Genomic DNA, 20,011 nt, shown 5'->3' with positions numbered 1-20,011 from the left:
AACCTCCGGATGCGGGCCACGGGTCAGCGGGCGGTGTCGATGAAGACCTTCAGGTACCGGGTGCCGCGGTGCGTGAAGCTGTCGCGCCGCTCCACGACGGCCTCGCACGTGCGCCCCGCGAGACCCTCGAGCACCCCGTAGGAGTGGTGCTGGCGCGGCACGACGGAGTAGGTGGCCGAGGTGGGGGAGCCTTGCGCGTCGGTCCCGGCGAGGGTGACGGGAAGCGCCTCCCCCCGGGGCTCGCCCACGGTCACGGTCGCGCGGCCGCCCTGGGGGGCGCCCTTCCCGACGGCGAGGTTGACGACCGAGACGGGGGTGTCGAGGGGCAGGTCGACGCCGCACTCCACGAAGCGGTACCAGCGCTCGAAGGGGTCGGCCTCCGGGAGCTCGAGCTCCACGCCGCGGTAGCCGCCCAGCCCGCCCTCGGTGCGCACGGCCGCCACGGTGACGGAGTCGCCGAGCGACAGGAGGGCGCGCACGGCGTGGGCGAGGCCCGTGGCGGCGCCCACGAAGGACCCGCCGTACCAGAGGGCGTAGGCCGGCCGGCGCTCGGTGAACGCGCCGGCCCCCTCGAGCGCGGAGCGCTCCGTGGCGGTGAGCGGGCGCGCCTCCATGGAGAACGCCTCGCCCGGGGCGAGGTGCGAGAGCGGCGCGGGGTCGACGATGCAGGGCGCGCTGGGGACGTCGCCCTCGAGGTCTACGGTGCGGGACATGGGGTCTCCCTTCTCCTGGTGCATGCCGAGGTCGATACCCAACGGAACCCTCCCGTGACCGTGGGGCCGCCGGCGCGCCACGGATCGCCCACGCCGTGCGGCCGGGCGATGCGCGACCGTCGACGGCAGGGGTCCCGGGCCGGCCGCGACAACGCGATGGGGCGCCCGATTCGACCGTTCACCCTTCGTATCGATGGCCATACTTACAACCTGTTATTAACCTGTTAAAGTTGTCCCAGTTGCCAGACGGCCGAACGCCCTGGGTTGGAGTGATGACCATGAGTGCCCCGACAACCGCCATCGACCGATTCTACGACCTGTGCGACGAGTTCGAGCGCCGCTTCGGCGAGAGTTTCTGGATGCCCGCAGGCTGCGGCCTGTCCACCGCCGACGGCATCTATGCCATCAAGAGCGCCATCGAGGCGGGGGAGTGTCGCAACGGCTACGCGGCCTTCGGCCTCGACGAGCCCCACGACGTGGCGAGCTGAGGCCCCGGACGACGGCACGGGAAGGCGCGGCCCCCTCGGGGGCCGCGCCTTTCTCCATATTGTGGGGCGTGCCGGCGGCCTCAGCCGTCGAGCGCGTCCGCGAGGATACGGATGGCATGCCCGTAACCCGCGAGCCCCTCGCCGGACACGGTGGCCACGCAGGCGGCGCGCACGTAGCTCACCTGGCGGAAGTCCTCGCGGGACGAGACGTCGGAGATGTGCACCTCCACGCAGGGGATGCCCACGGCCTTGAGGGCGTCGAGCAGGGCCACCGAGGTGTGCGTGTAGGCGGCGGGGTTGAGGACGATGGCATCGTAGCGGCCGAGCGCGGCCTGGATCTCGTCCACCAGGGCCCCCTCGTGGTTGCTCTGGAAGCAGCGCACCTCGGAGAAGCCCGCGAGCCTGCCCTCGCGGCGGCAGAGGGAGACGAGGTCGGCGTAGGTGCCGTTCCCGTAGATGGAGGGCTCCCGCACGCCCAGCATGTTGAGGTTGGGGCCGTTGAGCACGAGGAGGCGCGGCGTCGCGGGCTCCTCGGCCCGCGCGGTGGACGATGCCGCGGCGTCGGCGGCGTCGAGGAGCGAGCCCGGGCCCTCGAGCATGCGGCGGAGCTGGTCGAGGTCGTCCGTCCGGGCCTCGGCTGCGGCGTCCTGCGCGGCCGGGGCGCCCCTGAGGGCGCGGTTGGCCTTGCGCTGGGCGGCGTAGCTGGCCCGCCGTCCGGGGTTGGTGTCGCGTGGCACCTCCTGGCGGGGCCTGGCCTCGCGCCGCGGCGCCCCGACCGTCATGGTCGAGATGGCCTTGGCGGTCTTGCGGCCGAGCGGGAGCCCGGTGAGCTCGCAGAAGTCGAGGGCGATGGCGTCGATGACGGCGGGGCCGAAGACGACCTCCACGCCGTTGGTGCCGTGGGATCGGACGCCGAGGACGCCGTGGAGCGTGCCGAGCCGGTCGGAGTCCACCTGCGCGGTGTCCTCGAGCTCGAGCCTCAGCCGGGTCATGCAGATGGCGTTGGCCCTCACGTTCCCCTTGCCCCCGCAGGCGTCGAGCACCTGCCGGGCGGTCTTCCCAGAGTCCACGCGGACACCTCCCTCTCCATGGCCGACCCTTCGTTACCGGAATCATTTTTCCATGATGGGGGAGCGCGGGTCCGCTGGGGGCGATGTTCCTTTGAACGAGCACGGCTGGCCGACGAGCGGCGGCCGGGCATGAACCCGGCCGCCGGCGGGTGGTCAGAGGCCGAGCAGGGACCTCACGAGCACGGCGTCGCCCTCGGCCGAGCCGGTGCAGCGCACCTCGAGGTCGGCCCACTCCCGGTAGAGGGGCATGCGCTCGGCGGCCAGCGCCTCCACGCCCCTGGCCGCGGTGAGCGGCCGGTCGTTGCGGGAGAGCTGGTCGAGCGGGCGGTCGAGCATGACGACCGTGCCGTTCTGCTCCATGAGGCGGCGGTTCTCCGGGCGGCACACCACGCCGCCCCCGCAGGCCACGACGAGGCCGGTGTCGGCGCCATGGGCGGCGAGCACCGCGGTCTCCCGGTCGCGGAAGGCCGCCTCGCCGTCGCGGGCTATGCACGCGGCCGGCGTCTCGCCGTACTCCATCTCGAAGGCGTCGTCGAGGTCGACGAAGGGGCGCTGGACCATGCGCGCGAGCCTGCGGGCGGCGCCGGTCTTCCCGCAGCCCGGCATGCCGATGAAGAACACGTTCATGGACCCGCGCTCCAGCTCCCCCGCGATCCGGCCCACGAGGTCGCGGTCGAGCCCCACACCCTGCCAGAGCTCGCTCGAGCGGAGGGCCTGGGCGACGAGCATGACGAGGCCGCCCTCGGCGGGGATGCCGGCGTCGCGGGCGTCGAGCACGAGCCCGGTGCGCAGCGGGTTGTAGACGATGTCGAGGACCCCCCGGAGCCCCTCCATGGCCCCGAGGATGCCGGCGGGGAGGGGCGACGCCGGGCACGCGGGGTACATCCCCACCGGCGTCGTGTTCACGAGCAGGGCCGCGTCGCCGTGGTCCTCCACGAGGGTCCCGTAGCCGTGGCCCGGGCCCCCGGAGCGGCTGATGCGGGCCACCTCGGCGCCGGCCTCGGACAGCACGGATCCCACGGCCTCGGAGGCGCCGCCAGTCCCGAGCACCACGGCCTTGCGCCCCCGGAGCCACGAGGCGTCGGCCCCCATGTGGCGCCGCAGGAAGCCGTCGAGGAGGAAGGCGAAGCCCCACAGGTCCGTGTTGTCTGCGAGGACGCGCCCGTCGTCGAGACGCACCAGCGTGTTGGCCGCGCCGTGGGCCTCGACGAAGGGCGTGCGGACGTCGGCCGCCTCGGCGGCCAGGCGCTTGTGGGGGATGGTGACGTTGAGGCCGCGCCAGTCGCCGTCGCGGATGAGCCTCGCGGCGTCCGCGGGGTCCGGCAGCGCGTGGAGGGCGTAGGGGAAGCTTCCCAGCTCCCGGTGGATCCGGGGCGACCACGAGTGGCCGAGGGCGCCGCCGAGGAGCCCGTAGGGGGCGTCCTCGGGGGCGGGTCCCTGCTCGGCGTCGCGCGCGGCCCGCCCCGCGGCGAGCGCCTCCGCCACCGCGTCGGCGGCGGGCGCTATGACCTCGCGACCCGCCATGGCCTAGACCTCCTCGGAGTAGGAGCCCAGGTAGCGGAACTCCTCGCAGACGTCGTCGAGGGAGCCGACGAGGCGGATGAACTCGGGCGCGGCCACGGGGCAGTCGACGTCGAAGTAGAACAGGTAGTCGAAGTCGCGGTCGGGGAGGGGGCGGCTCTCGAGCTTCACGAGGTTGATGTCCAGCGAGTAGAAGCGGGCCAGCACCTTGTAGAGGGAGCCGGGGCGGTTGGCGACCACGGCCGAGAGCGAGGTGCGGTCGGCGCCGGGGTAGATCTCGAGGTTCTTGGAGATGCAGGCGAAGCGCGTGTAGTTGCCGCCCAGGTCCTGCACGGCGCGGCGCACGATCTCCAGGCCGTAGACCTCGGCGGCGCTCCGGCTGCCGAGGGCGGCGGCCCCGGGGTTGTCGCCGTCGGCCACCATCTTGGCGGCCACGGCGGTGTTCTCGACCATGTGCACGGTCACGCCCTCCAGGGAGGCCAGGAAGTCGGCGCACTGGTCGATGGCCTGCTGGTGGGAGTAGATGTCCGTCACGGCCTCGAGGGTGCACCCGGGCTTGGCGAGCAGGTTGTGGTCCACCTTGAGGCGCACGGTCCGCACGATGTGGAAGTCGTAGGCGCCCATGAGGTCGTAGACCTGGTTGACGGTGCCGGCCGTGGAGTTCTCGAACGGCAGCACGCCGTACTGGCAGAAACCCTGGTCGACGGCCTTGAAGACGCCCTCGAACGTCGAGAAGAACGAGAGGTCGGCGTGCTTGAAGAGCTTGTCGGCGGCCAGCTGGGAGTAGGCCCCCTCCACGCCCTGGCAGGCCACGAAGGCCGTGCGGGGGAAGAGGTCGGGGGTGTCGCGGCGCGCCCGCTCGATGGCCTCGACGAGGTCGGCGTTGCCCGAGACGTAGGCGGACTGGTTGGCCCGCGACACCTCCATCAGGAGGTTGAAGAGCACCACGGCGTAGTCGCGGACGCCCTCGGGGGCCGCCTCGCAGACCTCGGCGATCTTCGCGCGCTCGCGGGCGCGGTCGAGCACGGGCAGCCCGCGCTCGGCCTTGTAGGCGGCCACCTCGTCGGTGAGCGCCATGCGCTGGGAGAAGAGGTCGAGGAGCTGGCTGTCGACGGCGTCGATGCGCTCGCGGATCTGGGAGAGGTCTGCCATGGGGGTCTCCTTCCGGTGGGTGACGGTCAGTTGCCGGGGCGCCAGACGGCGTCGCGGGGGGAGAACGTGACGAGGGCGTCCATGAGGACGAGGGCGCAGACGGCCTCGACCACGGGGACGGCCCGGGGGGCGATGCAGGGGTCGTGGCGCCCCCTGACGCGGAGCTCGGCCGCCTCGCCCGTCGCGACGTCGACCGAGCGCTGGGGGCGCCCGATGGAGGACGTGGGCTTGACGGCCACGGCCACGCGCAGCGGCGCGCCCGTGGTGAGGCCGCCGAGGATGCCGCCGGCGTCGTTCTTGGCGGGCTCGGGGCCGCGGGCGCCCGGGACGTAGGGGTCGTTGTGCTCGCTGCCGCGCATGGAGGCGGCCCGGAACCCGCTGCCGAACTCCACGCCCTTGACGGCCGGGATGCCGAAGAGCGCCCGGGCGAGGAGGTTCTCGACGCCGTCGAACATGGGCGAGCCCACGCCGGCGGGCAGGCCCGTGGCCACGCACTCCACGACGCCGCCCACGGAGTCGAGGGCCGCCCGCGCCTCCTTGACGGCCGCCCTCATGGCCTCGCCCGCCCCGGCGTCGAGGACGGGGAAGGCGGCGTCGGCGAGGACGGCCATCTGGGCCCGGAGGGTGGCCTCCGCGCCCGGGGCGTCGAGGCGGTAGGCGAGGGGCTCGTCGGCCACGCCCGCGACCTCGGCGAGGTGGGCGGCCACGGAGATGCCGCGCTCCTCGAGCATCTGGAGGCAGATGCCGCCGGCGACGCAGAGGGGGGCTGTGAGGCGGCCGGAGAAGTGGCCGCCGCCGGCGACGTCCTGGAACCCCTCCCAGCGCACCTGGGCGGGCCAGTCGGCATGGCCGGGGCGCGGCACGCGCCGGAGCTCCTCGTAGTCGGAGCCGCGGGTGTTCGTGTTCGCGACGATGGCGCAGAGGGGCGCTCCGCAGGTCTCGCCGTCGGGGTTGAGGCCCGAGACGATGCGCGGGGCGTCGGCCTCCCTGCGCGGCGTGGACCACGGGTCGCGGCCGGGGGCCCTGCGGGCCATGAAGCGCGCGAGGCGCCCCATGTCGGGCCGGAAGCCGGCCGGCAGGCCCTCGACGACGCAGCCGATGGCCTCGGAGTGGGACTGGCCGAAGACGGTGCAGCGCACCGAGGTGCCGATGGTGGAGCTCACGGGCGCACCTCCCTCACGGTGCCGCCGAGGGCGGCGTAGTCGTCGAAGAACCGGGGGTAGCTCTTGGCCACGCACTCGGCCCCCCTGATGGTCACGGGCCCCTCGCAGCGCGTGGCCGCCACGGCGGCCATCATGGCGATGCGGTGGTCGTTGGCGGCGTCCACGGTGCCGCCCGGGAGGGGCTTGCCGCCGCGGACGAGGATGTCGTCGCCCTCCACGGAGACGTCGGCGCCGACGGCCCGGAGGCATGCGGCGACGGTGGCCACCCGGTCGGACTCCTTGATGCGGAGCCGGGCCGTGCCCGTGATGCGGGACGTCCCCGGGGCGAGCGCGGCGGCCACGGCCAGGGGCGGCACGAGGTCGGGGGTCTGCTCGACGTCGAGGGTGGCGGCGCGCGGCTCGCCCACGGAGGCGGAGGCCCACCGGGCGCCCTGGGAGACCGAGGCGCCGAGGAGGGCCAGGGCCGCCGTGACGGCGCGGTCCCCCTGGGCGCTCGCGCGGTCGACGCCGGTGACGGCGACCTCGGAGCCCAGGGCCCCCGCCACGAGCCAGAACGCGGCGTTGGACCAGTCGCCCTCCACCTCCACGGCGCCGCCCGGCGCCGCGAGCCTGCCGGTGCCGTCGGCGGCGTAGACGGTGCCGCCGTCGCGGGTCTCCACGGAGACCGGGCGGCCGAAGCCCCCCATGACCGAGGCGGTGAGCGCGATGTAGGGGGCGGACGCCACGGGGCCGGAGACGTCCACGGACACGGGGCCCCCAACGAGGGGGGAGGCCATGAGGATGCCCGAGACGAACTGCGAGCTGACGTCGCCCGGCACGGCGTACGTGCCGGGGGTCAGGCGCCCGGCGGCGCGCAGGCGCCCGTCGCCGCGGGACACGGAGACGCCGTGGGCGGCCAGGGCGTCCTCGAGGGGTGCCATGGGGCGCTCGAGGAGCCGGCGCGCCCCCACGAACGTGGCGTCGGCGCCGAGGGCCGCCGCGAAGGGGACCATGAAGCGAAGGGTGGACCCCGACTCGCCGCAGTCGAGCGTCACGGGGCCCGCCACGGCGTCGGGGACGGGGGAGACGGAGAACCCGCGGCCCGGCACGGCCTCGACGGACGCCCCGAGGGCGGCGAGGCACCGGGCCGTGGCGTCGATGTCCTGGGAGGTGTCCGTGCACTCCACGAACGTGGGTGCGGACGACGCGGCCGCGCAGACGAGGGCGCGGTGGGCGACGGACTTGCTCGAGGGCGCGCGCACGCCGCCCCGGAGCGGGCCCGGTCCGACGACGAGGTCCACGGCTCAGCCCCCCATGCCCCGCCGCACGACGGCGGCGTAGCGCTCGAAGGGCATGGGCACGACCTCGGCCCTGCCGACGGCCACGGGCACCACGAGGTTCACGGTGTCGCCGTGGCGTTTCTTGTCGGAGCGGGAGAGGGCGAGGACCTCGTCCACCGACGCGTCGCAGGTCACGGGCAGCCCGCAGGCCTCGATCCCGGCGACGATGGCGTCGGCCACGGCCGGGTCCGTGAGCCCCTCGGCGGCGCACCCCCGGGCCACCACGGCGAGCCCGCAGGCCACGGAGGAGCCGTGGCCCAGGGAGAAGCCGCTGGCGGCCTCGATGGCGTGGCCGGCGGTGTGCCCCAGGTTGAGCGTCTGGCGCAGGCCGCGCTCGCGCTCGTCGGCGTCCACGACGTCGCGCTTGATCTCCACGTTGCGGGCCACCACGGCGGCCAGGCGGTCGAGGTCGAGCGGGCGCGCGGTGAGGGGGGAGGAGGTGACCTCCCCGAACAGCGCCGGGTCTGCCAGGACGCCGTGCTTCACGACCTCGCCCACGGAGTCGAGCAGCAGGTCCCCGGGCACGGTCTCGAGGCAGGCGACGTCGGCCACCACGGCCCAGGGCTGCCAGAAGGCGCCCACGAGGTTCTTGCCCTGGGGGAGGTCGACGGCCGTCTTGCCGCCGACGGAGGAGTCCACCATGGCCAACAGGCTCGTCGGCACCTGCACCACGGGGCAGCCCCGCATGTAGAGGGCCGCGGCCAGGCCGGCGAGGTCGCCGGTGACGCCGCCGCCGAGGGCCACCACCGCGGTGTCGCGGGTGCACCCGGCGTCGGCCATGGCCCCGAGGCAGGAGAAGAGCGTGGCAGGGCTCTTGGAGGCCTCGCCGGCGGGGAAGGTGAAGCGGGCGGTGCCGTAGCCGGCCTCGGCGAGCGACCGCTCCACGGCGTCGCCGTAGAGCGGCCCCACGTTGGAGTCGGTCACCACGAAGGCCGTGTCGCCGCCGCAGACGTCGCGGCACACGGCCCCCACGCGGGGCAGCAGCCCCACGCCCACGGTGACGTCGTAGGGGCGCGACGGGGCGCTCACGTGGACGGTGCGGGTCTCGCTCATCGGTCCGCCTCCTCCTTGGCGCGGTTGCCCTCCTCGAGCAGGGCCTCCAGGGCCTCGCGGTCACCCGCCGCGACGGCGTCGCGGTACTCGGTCAGGTGCGCCACGAGCAGGTCGATCTCGTCCACGAGGTTGTCGGCGTTGGCGAGGAACAGCTCGGACCACATGGGGGCGTTCAGCGAGGCCACACGGGTGAGGTCGCGCCACGACCCCGCCGAGAACCCCTTGCGGCGGGCGGCCCGGGGGCTCTTGACGTAGGCGCTGCTCACCACGTGGGCGAGCTGCGAGGTGTGGGCGATCTCCTCGTCGTGCTCCTCGGGCGTGGCCACGGTGACCGACCCGAACCCGCAGGGGGCGAGCAGGCCAGCCACGCGGTCGAGGAGGGCGAGGTTATCCACCGGGTCGCCCGGGGGCGGGCAGAGCACGAGCGGGGCGCCCTCGAAGAGGTCGGCGCGCGCGTGGGCGAAGCCCGAGTACTGGGTGCCGGCCATGGGGTGCGCGCCCACGAAGGCGAAGCCGTGCTCCGCGGCGACGGCCCGGCAGCGCCCGCAGAGGCCGCGCTTGACGCCGCAGGCGTCGATGACCACGGCGTCGGGCGAGACGAGGTGGGCGTGCTCCTCGAGCCACGCGACGGAGTGGGCCGGGTAGGTGGTGAGCACGATGAGCTCGCAGGTGCCCACGGCGTCGCCCTCGAGCTCGCCGTCGACGGTCTCCACGCGGGCGAGCTCGTAGATGGAGCGGGTGCGGTTCCAGGCCAGGACCTCGGTGCCCCCGCGGTGGAGGGCCCGGGCGAAGGAGCCCCCGATGAGCCCGAGGCCCACGACCCCCACGCGGCCGGGCACCACGGTCCCCGTGGCCGTCACTCGTCCTCCATGGTCACGGCCTGGCGCACGAGCTCGATGCGGCGCATGGCGTTCCTGAACTGCTTGGGGGTGAGGGCCTGGGCGCCGTCGGACCAGGCGCGCTCCGGGCGGTCGTGGACCTCGATCTCGAGGCCGTCGGCGCCCGCGGCCGTGGCGGCGAGGGCGGCCGACACCACGTAGCGGGTGTAGCCGGTGGCGTGGCTGGGGTCGCCCACCACGGGCAGGTGCGACAGGTGGTGGGCCACGGCGATGGCGTTGGTGTCGAAGGTGTTGCGCGTGCGGGTCTCGAACGTGCGCACGCCGCGCTCGCAGAGGACGACGTTCTCGTTGCCGCCGGCCATGATGTACTCGGCGCTCATGAGCCACTCGTCGATGGTGGCGCTCATGCCGCGCTTGAGCAGGACGGGGCGGCGCAGCTTGCCGAGCTCCTTGAGGAGCGTGAAGTTCTGCATGTTGCGGGCGCCCACCTGGAGGACGTCGACCTCCATGTCCTCGAAGAGCTGGACGTCGCGGGCGTCCATGATCTCGGTCACCACGGGCATGCCGAGCTCGGTGCCGGCCTCGTGGAGCAGGCGCAGGCCCTCGGCCCCCATGCCCTGGTTGGCGTAGGGGGAGGTGCGCGGCTTGAAGGCGCCGCCGCGGAGCATGGTGGCGCCGGCCTCCTTGACCTCGCGGGCGATGGCGAGCAGGTTGTCCCCCTCCACGGAGCAGGGGCCGGCCATGACCTGGAAGTTGCCGCCGCCGATGAGGACGCCGTGGCCGCAGTCCACCACGGTGTCGGCGGGGTGGAACTTGCGGTTGGCCTGCTTGAAGGGCTCGGAGACGCGGGTCACGTGCTCGATGATGTCCATGGACTCGAGCAGGAACGGGTCGATGGTGGTGGTGTCGCCGATGAGGCCCACCACGGTCTCGTTGCTGCCCCGGCTCACGTTGGTCGAGAAACCCTTGGACTCCAGCCACGAGACGAAGTGGTCGAGCTGGTCCTGGGTCGCGCTCTGCTTGACTACGGCAATCATCAAGGCGCCTCCTTCTCGATGACTTTCAGTTTTGGTCAATCTGAGCAAACCTACCACAACCGGGCGGGCCGCCACGGCCGGGACCGCGGCGTGTAGCGGGGCGTTTACATCGCGGGGGACGCCCACGGCGGGTCCGGCCGCCCCTCGCGCCGGGGGCGCCGATGTCTGTTATAGTGATGGGCGCACGCCGACTTAGCTCAGTGGATCAGAGCGTTCGCCTCCGGAGCGAAAGGTCGTGGGTTCGAGCCCCACAGTCGGCACCACCTGCATCTGGGGCCGGGGTCCGCGCGAGCGGGTCCCGGCCTTTTCCGTATCGCCCGATGCGCCGAGAGGAGACGCAAGGTGACAGAAGAACGACCCGCGGGGGGCGCCGCGCCCCCCGCCGACCCCACACCGGCCGGCGGCCTCACGGACGCCCTGGCAGCCCGGGAGCTCGCGGAGGGGCGGGGCAACCGCGACACCTCCGCCGGGACGCGCTCCACGGCCGACATCGTGCGCTCCAACCTGTGCACGCTCTTCAACGCCGTCAACGTGGCGCTCGCGGCCCTCGTCTTCACAACGGGCTCCTACCGCAACATGCTCTTCCTGCTCGTGGTGGCAGCGAACGCCGCCATCGGCATCTTCCAGGAGCTCCGCAGCAAGCGGGCGCTCGACCGCCTCACCATCCTCGCCGCCCGGCCCGTGCGGGTGCGCCGGGAGGGCAGGGAGGTCGAGGTCCCGGCCGACGACGTCGTGCTGGGCGACCTCGTGCTCCTCGCCCACGGGGCCCAGGTGCCCTGCGACTGCCTCGTGCGAGAGGGCTCGTGCCTCGTCAACGAGTCGCTGCTCACCGGCGAGTCGAGGCCCCAGGCCAAGGCGCCCGGCGACACGCTGCTCTCGGGCTCCTTCGTCGTGTCGGGCTCCGTCTGCGCCCAGGCCACGGCCGTGGGCCCGGACTCCTTCGCCGCCCGCATCGGCGCCGAGGCCAAGACGGCCAAGCCGGTGAACTCCCAGATCATGACCACCCTGCGCTTCATTGTGCGCCTGGGCACCTGCGTGCTCGTCCCCGTGGGCCTGGCGCTGTTCCTGCGCTCCTACCTCACGGGGGGCGGCTGGTCGTCCTCCGTGCTCACCACCGTGGCCGCCGTCGTGGGCATGATCCCCCAGGGGCTCATCCTGCTCACGTCCACGGTGCTCGCCGTGGCCACGGTGCGCCTCGCCGAGCGGAACGTGCTCGTGCAGCAGCTCTACTGCATCGAGACCCTGGCGCGGGTGGACGTCCTCTGCCTGGACAAGACCGGCACCATCACCTCCGGCGCCATGGCCGTGCGCGAGCTCGTGCCGGTGGGGGGCACCCGGGAGGAGGCCCTCTCGGCCCTCGCCGCCGTCATGGGCGCCAACGCCGGCGACGCCAACGAGACGGCCCGCGCCTTCCTCTCGTACCTCGAGGGCGAGGGCGTCGCCGCCGAGCCCGCCGTGCGCGCCGTGCCCTTCTCGAGCGAGCGCAAGTACTCCGGCTGCGTCACCGCGGGCGGCGCCTACGCGGTGGGCGCGCTCCAGTTCCTGTTCCCCGACGGCGCGCCGGCCGGGGCCGCCCCGGTGGTCGCGGGCTTCCCGGCCACGGCCCGCGTGCTGGCCGTGTGCGCCGTGGACGGCTTCGACGGCGACGACCGCCCCGAGGGCGTGCCGCGCCTCCTGGCCCTCGCCGCCGTGGCCGACGAGGTCCGCCCCTCCGCCCCCGAGACCCTGGCGTTCTTCCGGGAGCAGGGCGTGCGCCTCAACGTCATCTCGGGCGACGACCCGCGCACGGTGTCGGCCATCGCGGCGGAGGCCGGCGTGCCCGACGCCGGCTCGTGGGTGGACGCCACGACGCTCCGCACGCCCGAGGAGGTCGAGGACGCCGCCGCCCGGTACCGGGTGTTCGGCCGCGTGACGCCGCAGCAGAAGCGCGACCTCGTGCGCGCCCTCCAGCGGCAGGGGCGCACCGTGGCCATGACCGGCGACGGCGTGAACGACGTGCTGGCCCTCCGCGAGGCCGACTGCTCCGTGGCCATGGCCTCGGGCTCCGACGCCGCCCGCGCCGTGGCCGAGATCGTCCTCGTGGACAACGACTTCGCCTCCATGCCCCACGTGGTGGACGAGGGCCGGCGCTCCATCAACAACCTCCAGCGCTCGGCCTCGCTCTTCCTCGTGAAGACGGTCTTCTCCATGGCCGTGGGCCTGCTCTGCGTCTTCTTCCCGCCCTACCCGCTGCTGCCGATCCAGCTCACGCTCGTCTCTGCCACCCTCACGGGCATCCCGAGCCTCGTGCTCGCCCTCGAGCCCAACCACGACCGGGTGCGGGGGAGCTTCCTCGCCAACGTGCTCTCGCGGTCGGTGCCGGCCAGCGCCGGCATCGTGCTCGGGCTCGGCGCCCTGGTCCTGGCCCGCGGCGCCCTGGGGTTCGACGACGCCCAGGTCTCCACCGTGGCCACGTGCGTCGTGGCGGTGCTCGGCGTGGCGCTCATCTACGCCGTGTCGCGCCCGCTCAACGCCCTGCGCCGCATCCTGCTCGCGACCATGGCCGCGGCCACGGTGCTCGGCATCACGGCGTTCGGCCCCTTCTTCGAGGTGGCGCCGTTCTCCGGGGCGATGTTGCCGTTCCTTGTCCTCGCCGCGGCCGCAGGGTGCGCCCTGTTCGCGGTGCTCTATAAAAAGGGTGGGGAGGCCACGGACAACGGCCGCGGCCCCTACGTGAGCTTCGCGAGCTACCTTGAGGAGAGAGAGCATGCACATTCCTGACCCCGCGGCCTTCGCCGCCGCCGTCGCAGCAGCCCGCACCCCGCGCACCCTCGAGGTGGGCGGCGTCTCGCGGCTCATGGTGGACGTCTCCGGCATCCCCGGCGCCATGCGCCTGCCCTCGGCCCTCGTGCGCCTGCTCGAGAACGTCGTGCGCCGGGCCCCGTCCGACGAGGCCGCCTGCGAGGCCGCTCGCCGCGTGGTCGAGGCCGGCCTCTCCGGCGAGGCGGGCGAGGAGGTCGACTTCATGCCCGCCCGCGTGCTGTTCCAGGACTTCACCGGCGTGCCCGTGTTCTGCGACTTCGCCGCCATGCGCGACGCCATGACGGCCCGCGGCGGCGACCCGGCCCGCGTGAACCCGAGGATTCCCTGCGTGCTCGTGGTCGACCACTCCGTGGCGGCCGACGAGGCCGGCTGCCCGTCCGCCCTGGCCGACAACCTTGCCATCGAGGCCCGCCGCAACGCCGAGCGGTTCGCCTTCCTCAAGTGGGCCGGGGCCTCGTTCGACAACGTGTCCATCGTCCCGCCCGGCCAGGGCATCTGCCACCAGCTCAACGTCGAGCGCTTCTGCGAGGTCGTGGGCACGGACGCCCTCTGGGGCGGCGAGGGGGCCATGGCCTGCTTCGACACCCTCGTGGGCACCGACTCCCACACCACCACGGCCAACGGCCTGGGGGTCATGGGCTGGGGCGTCGGCGGCATCGAGGCCGAGGCCGCCGCGCTCGGCCAGCCCATCCCCATGCTCGTCCCCCGCGTGGTGGAGCTGCGCCTCACCGGCGAGCTCGCCCCGGGCGTGAGCGCCATGGACCTCGCCCTCACCGTGGCCGAGCTCCTGCGCGCCGAGGGGGTCGTCGGCCAGGTCGTGGAGGTCACGGGGCCCGGCGCCCTGTCGCTCTCGGTCACCCAGCGCGCCTGCGTCTCCAACATGTGCCCCGAGTACGGCTCCACGGCCGTGCTGTTCCCCATGGACGGCAAGCTCTTCGACTACCTGCGCCTCACGGGCCGCGACGGGGCGGAGGTCGCCTTCGCCGAGGCCTACGTGCGGGCCCAGGGCCTGCTCGACCCCGAGGTGCCCCGCGTCTACGGCAAGACGCTGGAGCTCGACCTCGCGTCGGTGGAGACCTCGCTGGCCGGCCCCTCGCGCCCCCACAACCGCACCACGCCCGCGGGGCTCAGGGAGCGCTTCGAGGGGGCCGCGGCCCGGAACGGCCATGGCGACATGGCGGAGCGGTTCACCGTCGAGACGGGGGAGGGCGCCTTCGAGCTCGGCCACGGTGCGATCGCCATCGCCGCCATCACGAGCTGCACCACGGCCACGGACGCCGCGATGGTCGTCGCGGCCGGCCTCGCCGCCAGGCGCGCCGTGGAGGCCGGCCTCGCGCCCAAGCCCTGGGTCAAGAAGATCCTCGCGCCCGGCTCCCGCGCCGCCGGCCTGCTGCTCGAGCGCGCGGGGCTCGTGGGGCCCCTCGAGCGCCTGGGCTTCTACACCTGCGGCTACGGCTGCATGAGCTGCATCGGCAACTCCGGTGAGATCCTCGGGTGCCTCAAGCCCTGGGCCGGCTCCATGGAGCTTGCCAGCGTGCTGTCGGGCAACCGCAACTTCGACGGCCGCATCTCTCCGGACGTCGCCCAGAACTACCTCGCGAGCCCGGCCCTCGTGGTCGCCTACTCCATCGCGGGCACCGTCGACGTCGACCTCTCCGTGGAGCCCCTCGGCACCGCGGCGTGCGGCTCGCCGGTGATGCTCGCCGACCTCATGCCCACGGACGACGAGGTGGCGGCCGTCCTCTCCGAGGTGCTCGACGCCAGCCTCTACGAGGAGGGCACGACCTCCCTCATGGAGGGCGACGCCGCATGGCGCCTCATCGAGGCGGCGCCGTCGGCCACCTTCCCCTGGGACCCCGGCTCCACCTACATCCGCCGGCCGCCGTACTTCGAGATCGCGGAGGCCCGCGCCACCTTCTCCCTCGAGGGCGCCCGGTGCCTCGTGGACCTCGGCGACTTCGTGACCACCGACCACATCTCGCCGGCCGGCGCCATCGCCGCCGACTCCCCGGCCGCCGCCTACCTCGAGGAGCGGGGCGTCGACCCGGGGCGGTTCAACACCTACGGCGCGCGCCGCGGCAACCACGAGGTCATGGAGCGCGGCACGTTCGCCAACGTCAAGCTCGAGAACCGCCTCGCCGGCGGCGAGCGGGGCTGCGTGACCCGCGACCTGCTCACCGGCGACCTGACGAGCGTCTGGGACGCCGCCGAGGACTACCGCGCCCACGGCGTGCCCCTCGTGGTCCTCGCGGGCAGGATGTACGGCAGCGGCTCCAGCCGCGACTGGGCCGCCAAGGGCCCCCTCCTCCAGGGCGTCCGCGCCGTGGTGGCGGGCAGCTTCGAGCGCATCCACCGCTCCAACCTCGTGGGCATGGGCATCGTGCCCCTGGAGCTCGTGGACGGCGACGCGGCGTCGCTCGGCCTCGACGGCACGGAGGTCCTCTCCGTGGACCCCGTCGACTTCTCCGGCGGCCTGCCCGACCCCGCCGTCGTGTGGGTGCACGGGCTTCAGCGTGGTGGCAAGACGGTCGATTTCCGATGCCGCGTCCGTGTGGACACGCCCACGGAGGGGGCGTACCTCGCCGCAGGCGGTATCCTTCCCTACGTGCTCGAGTCACTGCTCTGACGTCCACAACGGAGGTGCGCCCGTGAAGAAATGCCCCCACTGCGGCTCGATCGTGGCCGACGACGCCGTCGTCTGTCCGGCCTGCCATGCGGAGCTCGACCTCACGGCGTCGCTTCCCAGGCTCACCGGGTCCTACTGCCCCAGCTGCGGCGCCCTCGTCCCCGAGGGGTCGACCAACTGCCCCAAGTGCGGCATGTGGGTCGAGTCGCGGCCGGCCCCCAAGCGCGGCCGGCGGGTGCAGGCCACCGTGGGCGACGACCCCGCCGCCCCCGACGCCACCAACGAGCTCCCGAGGTTCGAGTCGGCCGTGCCGTCCGAGAAGGACCTCCGCGACCCCTACCTGCGCGAGCACCCCGTGAGGCTCCGGGCGGTCTTCGTCGCCGCCGCGGCCTGCGTGGCCATCGTGGGCGGGGCCGTGCTGCTCATCGCCCACCCGTGGGACCCCGACGCCTTCAGCATCCGCGCCACCGCGCCGGCGGACACCTCCCAGGCGGGCTTCCCCGGCACCGTGGACACCCTCAAGGGCCAGGACTCCAAGGGGTCCGGCTCCGACACCGTGAAGTCCGGCGACGAGACCACCTACGAGGGGCTCTCGGACGCCTACACCACCTTGGGCGACCTCTCCGGGCGCCTGGACGACTCGGTGTCGGAGCTCGAGGAGAAGGGATTCTCCGGCACGGACCAGGAGCGCCAGGAGGGCCAGAGGCAGGCGGCCACGCTCGGCGTGGAGATCTCCAACTGCATCTCCGACATCCAGGGCGTCGACACCACGAGCGGCACCTACGAGGAGGAGCGCGAGGAGCTGCTCAAGATGGGCAACTGGCTCCGCAACCGCTCCGACATCGTCTCGTCGGCGTGGAGCGAGGCGGCCTCCGCCCCCGACCCCTCGTCGGTGCGCGAGGAGGTCCTCTCGTCCGTGCGCGGCGAGGCGTCCTCGTTCGGCTCCCTGTTCAAGCAGGCCTACTCGTCCTTCTCGATCCAGGCGCCCGCCGACGGGTCCTCCTCCTGAGCGCGCCCGTCGATGCCGTTCCTGTGAACGGTGCGATCGGTTGGTAAAATTCTGCGGATACCCTCGGTCTCGGAGGAGGACCCCCATGCCCATTGACCCGCTGCACACGCCCGAGTACGTCCCGGTGGGGGACGAGTATGCCACCATCGTCACCAACAAGGGGACCGTCGTCGTCGAGCTCGACGGCCTGGGCGCCCCCGTCACCGTGGGCAACTTCTGCGAGCTCGCCGAGTCCGGCTTCTACGACGGCGTCAAGTTCCACCGCTACGAGCCGGGCTTCGTCATCCAGGGCGGCGACCCCATCACCCGCGACATGGACCCCGCCGACGTCGCGGCCGGCATCCCCGGCCCCGCCGGCGTCCCCGGCACGGGCGGCCCCGGCTGGTGCATCCGCCACGAGTACGACGTCAACCCGAGGAACAGCCACGTCGACGGTGCCATCGCCATGGCCCGCTCCGCCATGCCCGACTCCGCGGGGTCGCAGTTCTACCTCTGCCTCGGGCCACAGCATTTCCTCGATTCCGGGTACACGGTATTCGGCGTCACGGAGGAGGGGCTCGACGTCGCCCACAGCCTCCGCGCCGGCGACGTCATCGAGTCGGTCACCATCAGCCACGGCAACCCGGCCGCGTAACCTCCGTCACACGCAGCACCACCACACCAGGGAGGATCCACAGTGGATCAACAAGCATTCCAGAGCGGCCGCGCCGCCTACATGAACGGCGACTACTCGACGGCGGCCACCCTGCTCGGGGCGGCGACCAACCCGGGGGAGGTCTACGCCGCGGCGGACCACATGCGCGGCAACGCCCTCATGAAGCTCGGCCGCTACCGCGAGGCCGCCGAGGCCTACCGCCTCGCCCTGCGCGACCGTTCCTACGGCAAGGTCGGCGCCCTCAACACCAACCTCGGCCGCGCCCTCGCGGCCTCCGGCGACGACGTGGGGGCCGTGCAGGCCCTCAACGCCGCCCTGGCCGACCCCTCCTACACCAACAGGTACAAGACCCAGATGGCCCTCGCCAAGGTCTACGAGCACGAGGGCCAGATGCGCGAGGCCGGCGCCGCCTACCGCGCCGCCGCCATCGACGAGAACAACCCCGACCCCGCGGTGTCCCTCGTGGCCCTCGGCCGCTGCTTCATGGAGCTCGGCCGTCCCATCGACGCCGTGGAGGCCTACCGCACGGCCCTGGACTTCTCGTCGTCCACCGGCTCCCAGGCCGCGGTCTACGCCCAGCTGGGCGAGGCCTTCGTGGCCGCCAGCCGCATGCAGGAGGCCCTCGACGCCTTCAACCACGCCACGGCGGACGGCACCTACAGCCTCAACCCGGCCCAGCAGGCCTCCTTCACCGCCGCCCAGAACGCCGTCGCGGCCCTCACCGGCCAGAAGGGCGGCGAGACCGACGCCATGCTCGCCGCCGCCGGCTACGGCGGGTCCGGCTCCTTCGACCCGCTCGACCCGCTCGGCAAGTCCGGCGAGTTCATCCCGTCCCCCGAGGACACCGGCTTCTTCTCCATCTCCGAGCAGGACATCGTCGAGGCCGAGAAGAAGGAGAGCAAGGTGCGCCGCAAGAAGAAGCGCACCGGTGTGAAGGTGCTCGTCTGCGTCGTCGTGGTGCTCGTGGTGGCCGCCGCGGCCCTCGGCTTCGCCTACTGGCGCGGCTACGGCTGGCCCACCCAGGAGGACGTCGTGGCAGACCTCTTCTACGCCAAGACCGACGGCACCGACACCTCGGCCTACATCGCCCCCTCGGTGTCCGAGGAGCAGCGCAAGGCCATCGAGGCCATCCTTCCGTCCGGCGCCACGGTGACCGTCGACGGCGTCGACCGCTCGGCCGACGCGTCCACGGTGAGCTGCACCGCGGCCCTCCCCGAGGGCGGCAGCCAGGCCTACACCGTCACGCTCGCCCGCGAGGGCATCGGCTGGAAGGTGACCGACGTCCAACTGGCCTTCGACTCCTCCTCCAACGCCGGCACCGGCACGTCGTCCACCTCGGGCACCGTGCCGTCCGACGGCGGCACCGACGCCGGCACCGCCACGCCCGATCCCACCTCGACCGACGGCACCCCCGTCACCGACCCCTCCTCCGCCCAGTAAGCCCGTGAATCGCGGGGCCGCGCCCCGCCGACCCGTCTTTGACCCGCGCCCGCAAGGGCCCTCCCGAAAGAATGGTGCCATGTCGCTCTTCGACAACCTATTCGGCGAATACGGCGGCGACCTCGCCATCGACCTCGGAACGGCCAACACCCTGGTGGCCGTCCGCGGCGAGGGCATCGTCCTCAACGAGCCTTCCGTGGTGGCCATCGACCGCAACGAGGAGCGCGTCCTCGCCGTGGGCGTCGACGCCAAGCGCATGGTGGGCCGCACCCCCGGTTCCATCACCGCCATCCGGCCCCTCAAGGACGGCGTCATCGCGGACTTCGACGTCACCGAGGTCATGCTGCGCTACTTCATCGAGAAGGCCCGCGAGCGCCGCTACCCCTGGTCGCCGCGCCCCCGCGTGGTCGTGTGCGTGCCCTCGGGCGTCACCTCGGTGGAGAAGCGCGCCGTCTTCGAGGCCACCATCCAGGCGGGCGCCCGCCAGGCCTACCTCATCGAGGAGCCCATGGCCGCCGCCATCGGCGCCGACCTCCCCATCGAGGACCCCACGGGCTCCATGGTCGTGGACATCGGCGGCGGCACCACCGAGGTGGCCGTCATCGCCATGGGCGGCATCGTCGTCTCGCAGTCCATCCGCACCGCCGGCGACGAGTTCGACCAGACCATCCTCGAGCACGTGCGCAACGCCTACAACCTGTCCATCGGCGAGCGCACGGCGGAGGACATCAAGATCAAGGTGGGCTCCGCCGCCCCGCTCAAGGAGGAGCTCGACGTCGAGGTCAACGGCCGCGACGTCATGAACGGCCTGCCCAAGACGGTCCGCATCGAGTCGGAGGAGATCCGGCGGGCGCTCAACCGGCCCCTCGACGAGGTCACGAAGGCGGTCAAGGACGCCCTCGACGTCACCCCGCCCGACCTGGCGAGCGACCTCATGTACTACGGCATCATGCTCACGGGCGGCGGCGGCATGCTCCGCGGCCTCGACCAGCGCCTGCGCGAGGAGACCGGCGTGCCCGTGAACGTGAGCCCCACGGCCCTCGAGAACGTCGTCAACGGTTGCGCCAAGGTCCTCGAGGCCAACGCGCTGTCCGGCGGCTTCGTCCAGACCTCGGGCCAGTAGG

16 protein-coding genes and 1 tRNA gene are annotated in these 20,011 nt (G+C 73.2%); 8 read left to right on the top strand and 9 right to left on the bottom strand.

What is annotated here, in order from left to right; all coding sequences use genetic code 11:
- Positions 1 to 23 precede the first annotated feature (23 nt).
- On the bottom strand, positions 24 to 713 hold the full coding sequence (locus NFR49_RS02320; protein WP_251158066.1) for a hypothetical protein: 690 nt from the start codon (positions 711 to 713) through the stop codon (positions 24 to 26).
- 278 nt (positions 714 to 991) lie between these two features.
- Between NFR49_RS02320 and NFR49_RS02315 the strand changes: the two genes are divergently transcribed.
- The gene (locus NFR49_RS02315; protein WP_251158065.1) at positions 992 to 1,201 is read left to right on the top strand and encodes a hypothetical protein; all 210 of its coding nucleotides are present in this window, start codon (positions 992 to 994) and stop codon (positions 1,199 to 1,201) included.
- 80 nt (positions 1,202 to 1,281) lie between these two features.
- Here the strand turns inward: NFR49_RS02315 and NFR49_RS02310 are convergent, their stop codons facing one another.
- From NFR49_RS02310 to aroF, 8 genes are all read right to left on the bottom strand, one after another.
- Positions 1,282 to 2,271 (bottom strand): type II 3-dehydroquinate dehydratase, encoded by a 990-nt coding sequence (locus tag NFR49_RS02310; protein WP_251158064.1) that lies wholly within the window; start codon positions 2,269 to 2,271, stop codon positions 1,282 to 1,284.
- Between the two features lie 153 nt (positions 2,272 to 2,424).
- On the bottom strand, positions 2,425 to 3,795 hold the full coding sequence (locus NFR49_RS02305; RefSeq protein WP_251158063.1) for a shikimate kinase: 1,371 nt from the start codon (positions 3,793 to 3,795) through the stop codon (positions 2,425 to 2,427).
- Between the two features lie 3 nt (positions 3,796 to 3,798).
- Positions 3,799 to 4,944 carry a bifunctional chorismate mutase/prephenate dehydratase gene (locus tag NFR49_RS02300; RefSeq protein ID WP_251158062.1) on the bottom strand — a complete coding sequence of 382 codons (1,146 nt, stop codon included), beginning with the start codon at positions 4,942 to 4,944 and terminating at the stop codon, positions 3,799 to 3,801.
- Positions 4,945 to 4,970: 26 nt separating this feature from the next.
- The gene (gene aroC, locus NFR49_RS02295; RefSeq protein WP_251158061.1) at positions 4,971 to 6,107 is read right to left on the bottom strand and encodes a chorismate synthase; all 1,137 of its coding nucleotides are present in this window, start codon (positions 6,105 to 6,107) and stop codon (positions 4,971 to 4,973) included.
- Complete coding sequence (aroA, locus tag NFR49_RS02290; protein WP_251158060.1) at positions 6,104 to 7,387, bottom strand: 3-phosphoshikimate 1-carboxyvinyltransferase; 1,284 nt, start codon at positions 7,385 to 7,387, stop codon at positions 6,104 to 6,106. Before aroA ends, aroC begins: the two co-directional genes overlap by 4 nt.
- 3 nt (positions 7,388 to 7,390) lie before the next feature.
- Positions 7,391 to 8,479: a 3-dehydroquinate synthase gene (gene aroB / locus NFR49_RS02285; RefSeq protein ID WP_251158059.1), complete on the bottom strand. Its 1,089-nt coding sequence runs from the start codon at positions 8,477 to 8,479 to the stop codon at positions 7,391 to 7,393.
- Positions 8,476 to 9,339 carry a prephenate dehydrogenase gene (locus NFR49_RS02280; RefSeq protein ID WP_251158058.1) on the bottom strand — a complete coding sequence of 288 codons (864 nt, stop codon included), beginning with the start codon at positions 9,337 to 9,339 and terminating at the stop codon, positions 8,476 to 8,478. The genes aroB and NFR49_RS02280 overlap by 4 nt, the downstream gene beginning before the upstream one ends.
- Positions 9,336 to 10,355, bottom strand: coding sequence for a 3-deoxy-7-phosphoheptulonate synthase (aroF, locus tag NFR49_RS02275; protein ID WP_251158057.1), 1,020 nt, complete (start codon positions 10,353 to 10,355; stop codon positions 9,336 to 9,338). The genes NFR49_RS02280 and aroF overlap by 4 nt, the downstream gene beginning before the upstream one ends.
- A 186-nt stretch (positions 10,356 to 10,541) precedes the next feature.
- Between aroF and NFR49_RS02270 the strand changes: the two genes are divergently transcribed.
- The 7 genes from NFR49_RS02270 (at position 10,542) to mreB (ending at position 20,010) form a co-directional block, all read left to right on the top strand.
- Positions 10,542 to 10,618 (top strand) — tRNA-Arg (locus NFR49_RS02270).
- A gap of 79 nt (positions 10,619 to 10,697) precedes the next feature.
- Positions 10,698 to 13,115: an HAD-IC family P-type ATPase gene (locus NFR49_RS02265; RefSeq protein ID WP_251158056.1), complete on the top strand. Its 2,418-nt coding sequence runs from the start codon at positions 10,698 to 10,700 to the stop codon at positions 13,113 to 13,115.
- Complete coding sequence (acnA, locus tag NFR49_RS02260; protein ID WP_251158055.1) at positions 13,102 to 15,783, top strand: aconitate hydratase AcnA; 2,682 nt, start codon at positions 13,102 to 13,104, stop codon at positions 15,781 to 15,783. The genes NFR49_RS02265 and acnA overlap by 14 nt, the downstream gene beginning before the upstream one ends.
- Positions 15,784 to 15,805: 22 nt before the next feature.
- Complete coding sequence (locus NFR49_RS02255) at positions 15,806 to 16,792, top strand: zinc ribbon domain-containing protein (RefSeq protein WP_251158054.1); 987 nt, start codon at positions 15,806 to 15,808, stop codon at positions 16,790 to 16,792.
- Between the two features lie 85 nt (positions 16,793 to 16,877).
- The gene (locus NFR49_RS02250) at positions 16,878 to 17,426 is read left to right on the top strand and encodes a peptidylprolyl isomerase (RefSeq protein WP_251158053.1); all 549 of its coding nucleotides are present in this window, start codon (positions 16,878 to 16,880) and stop codon (positions 17,424 to 17,426) included.
- 42 nt (positions 17,427 to 17,468) lie between these two features.
- Positions 17,469 to 18,887, top strand: coding sequence for a tetratricopeptide repeat protein (locus NFR49_RS02245; RefSeq protein ID WP_251158052.1), 1,419 nt, complete (start codon positions 17,469 to 17,471; stop codon positions 18,885 to 18,887).
- A 79-nt stretch (positions 18,888 to 18,966) separates the two neighbouring features.
- On the top strand, positions 18,967 to 20,010 hold the full coding sequence (gene mreB, locus NFR49_RS02240; protein ID WP_135977295.1) for a rod shape-determining protein: 1,044 nt from the start codon (positions 18,967 to 18,969) through the stop codon (positions 20,008 to 20,010).
- Position 20,011: the final 1 nt, after the last annotated feature.

Origin of the sequence: Caniella muris (assembly GCF_943193035.1) — a bacterium.
GTDB lineage: Bacteria > Actinomycetota > Coriobacteriia > Coriobacteriales > Atopobiaceae > Granulimonas > Granulimonas faecalis.
The sequence above is the reverse complement of the archived record's forward strand: the minus strand, read 5'-3'. Positions and strand labels throughout refer to the sequence as shown.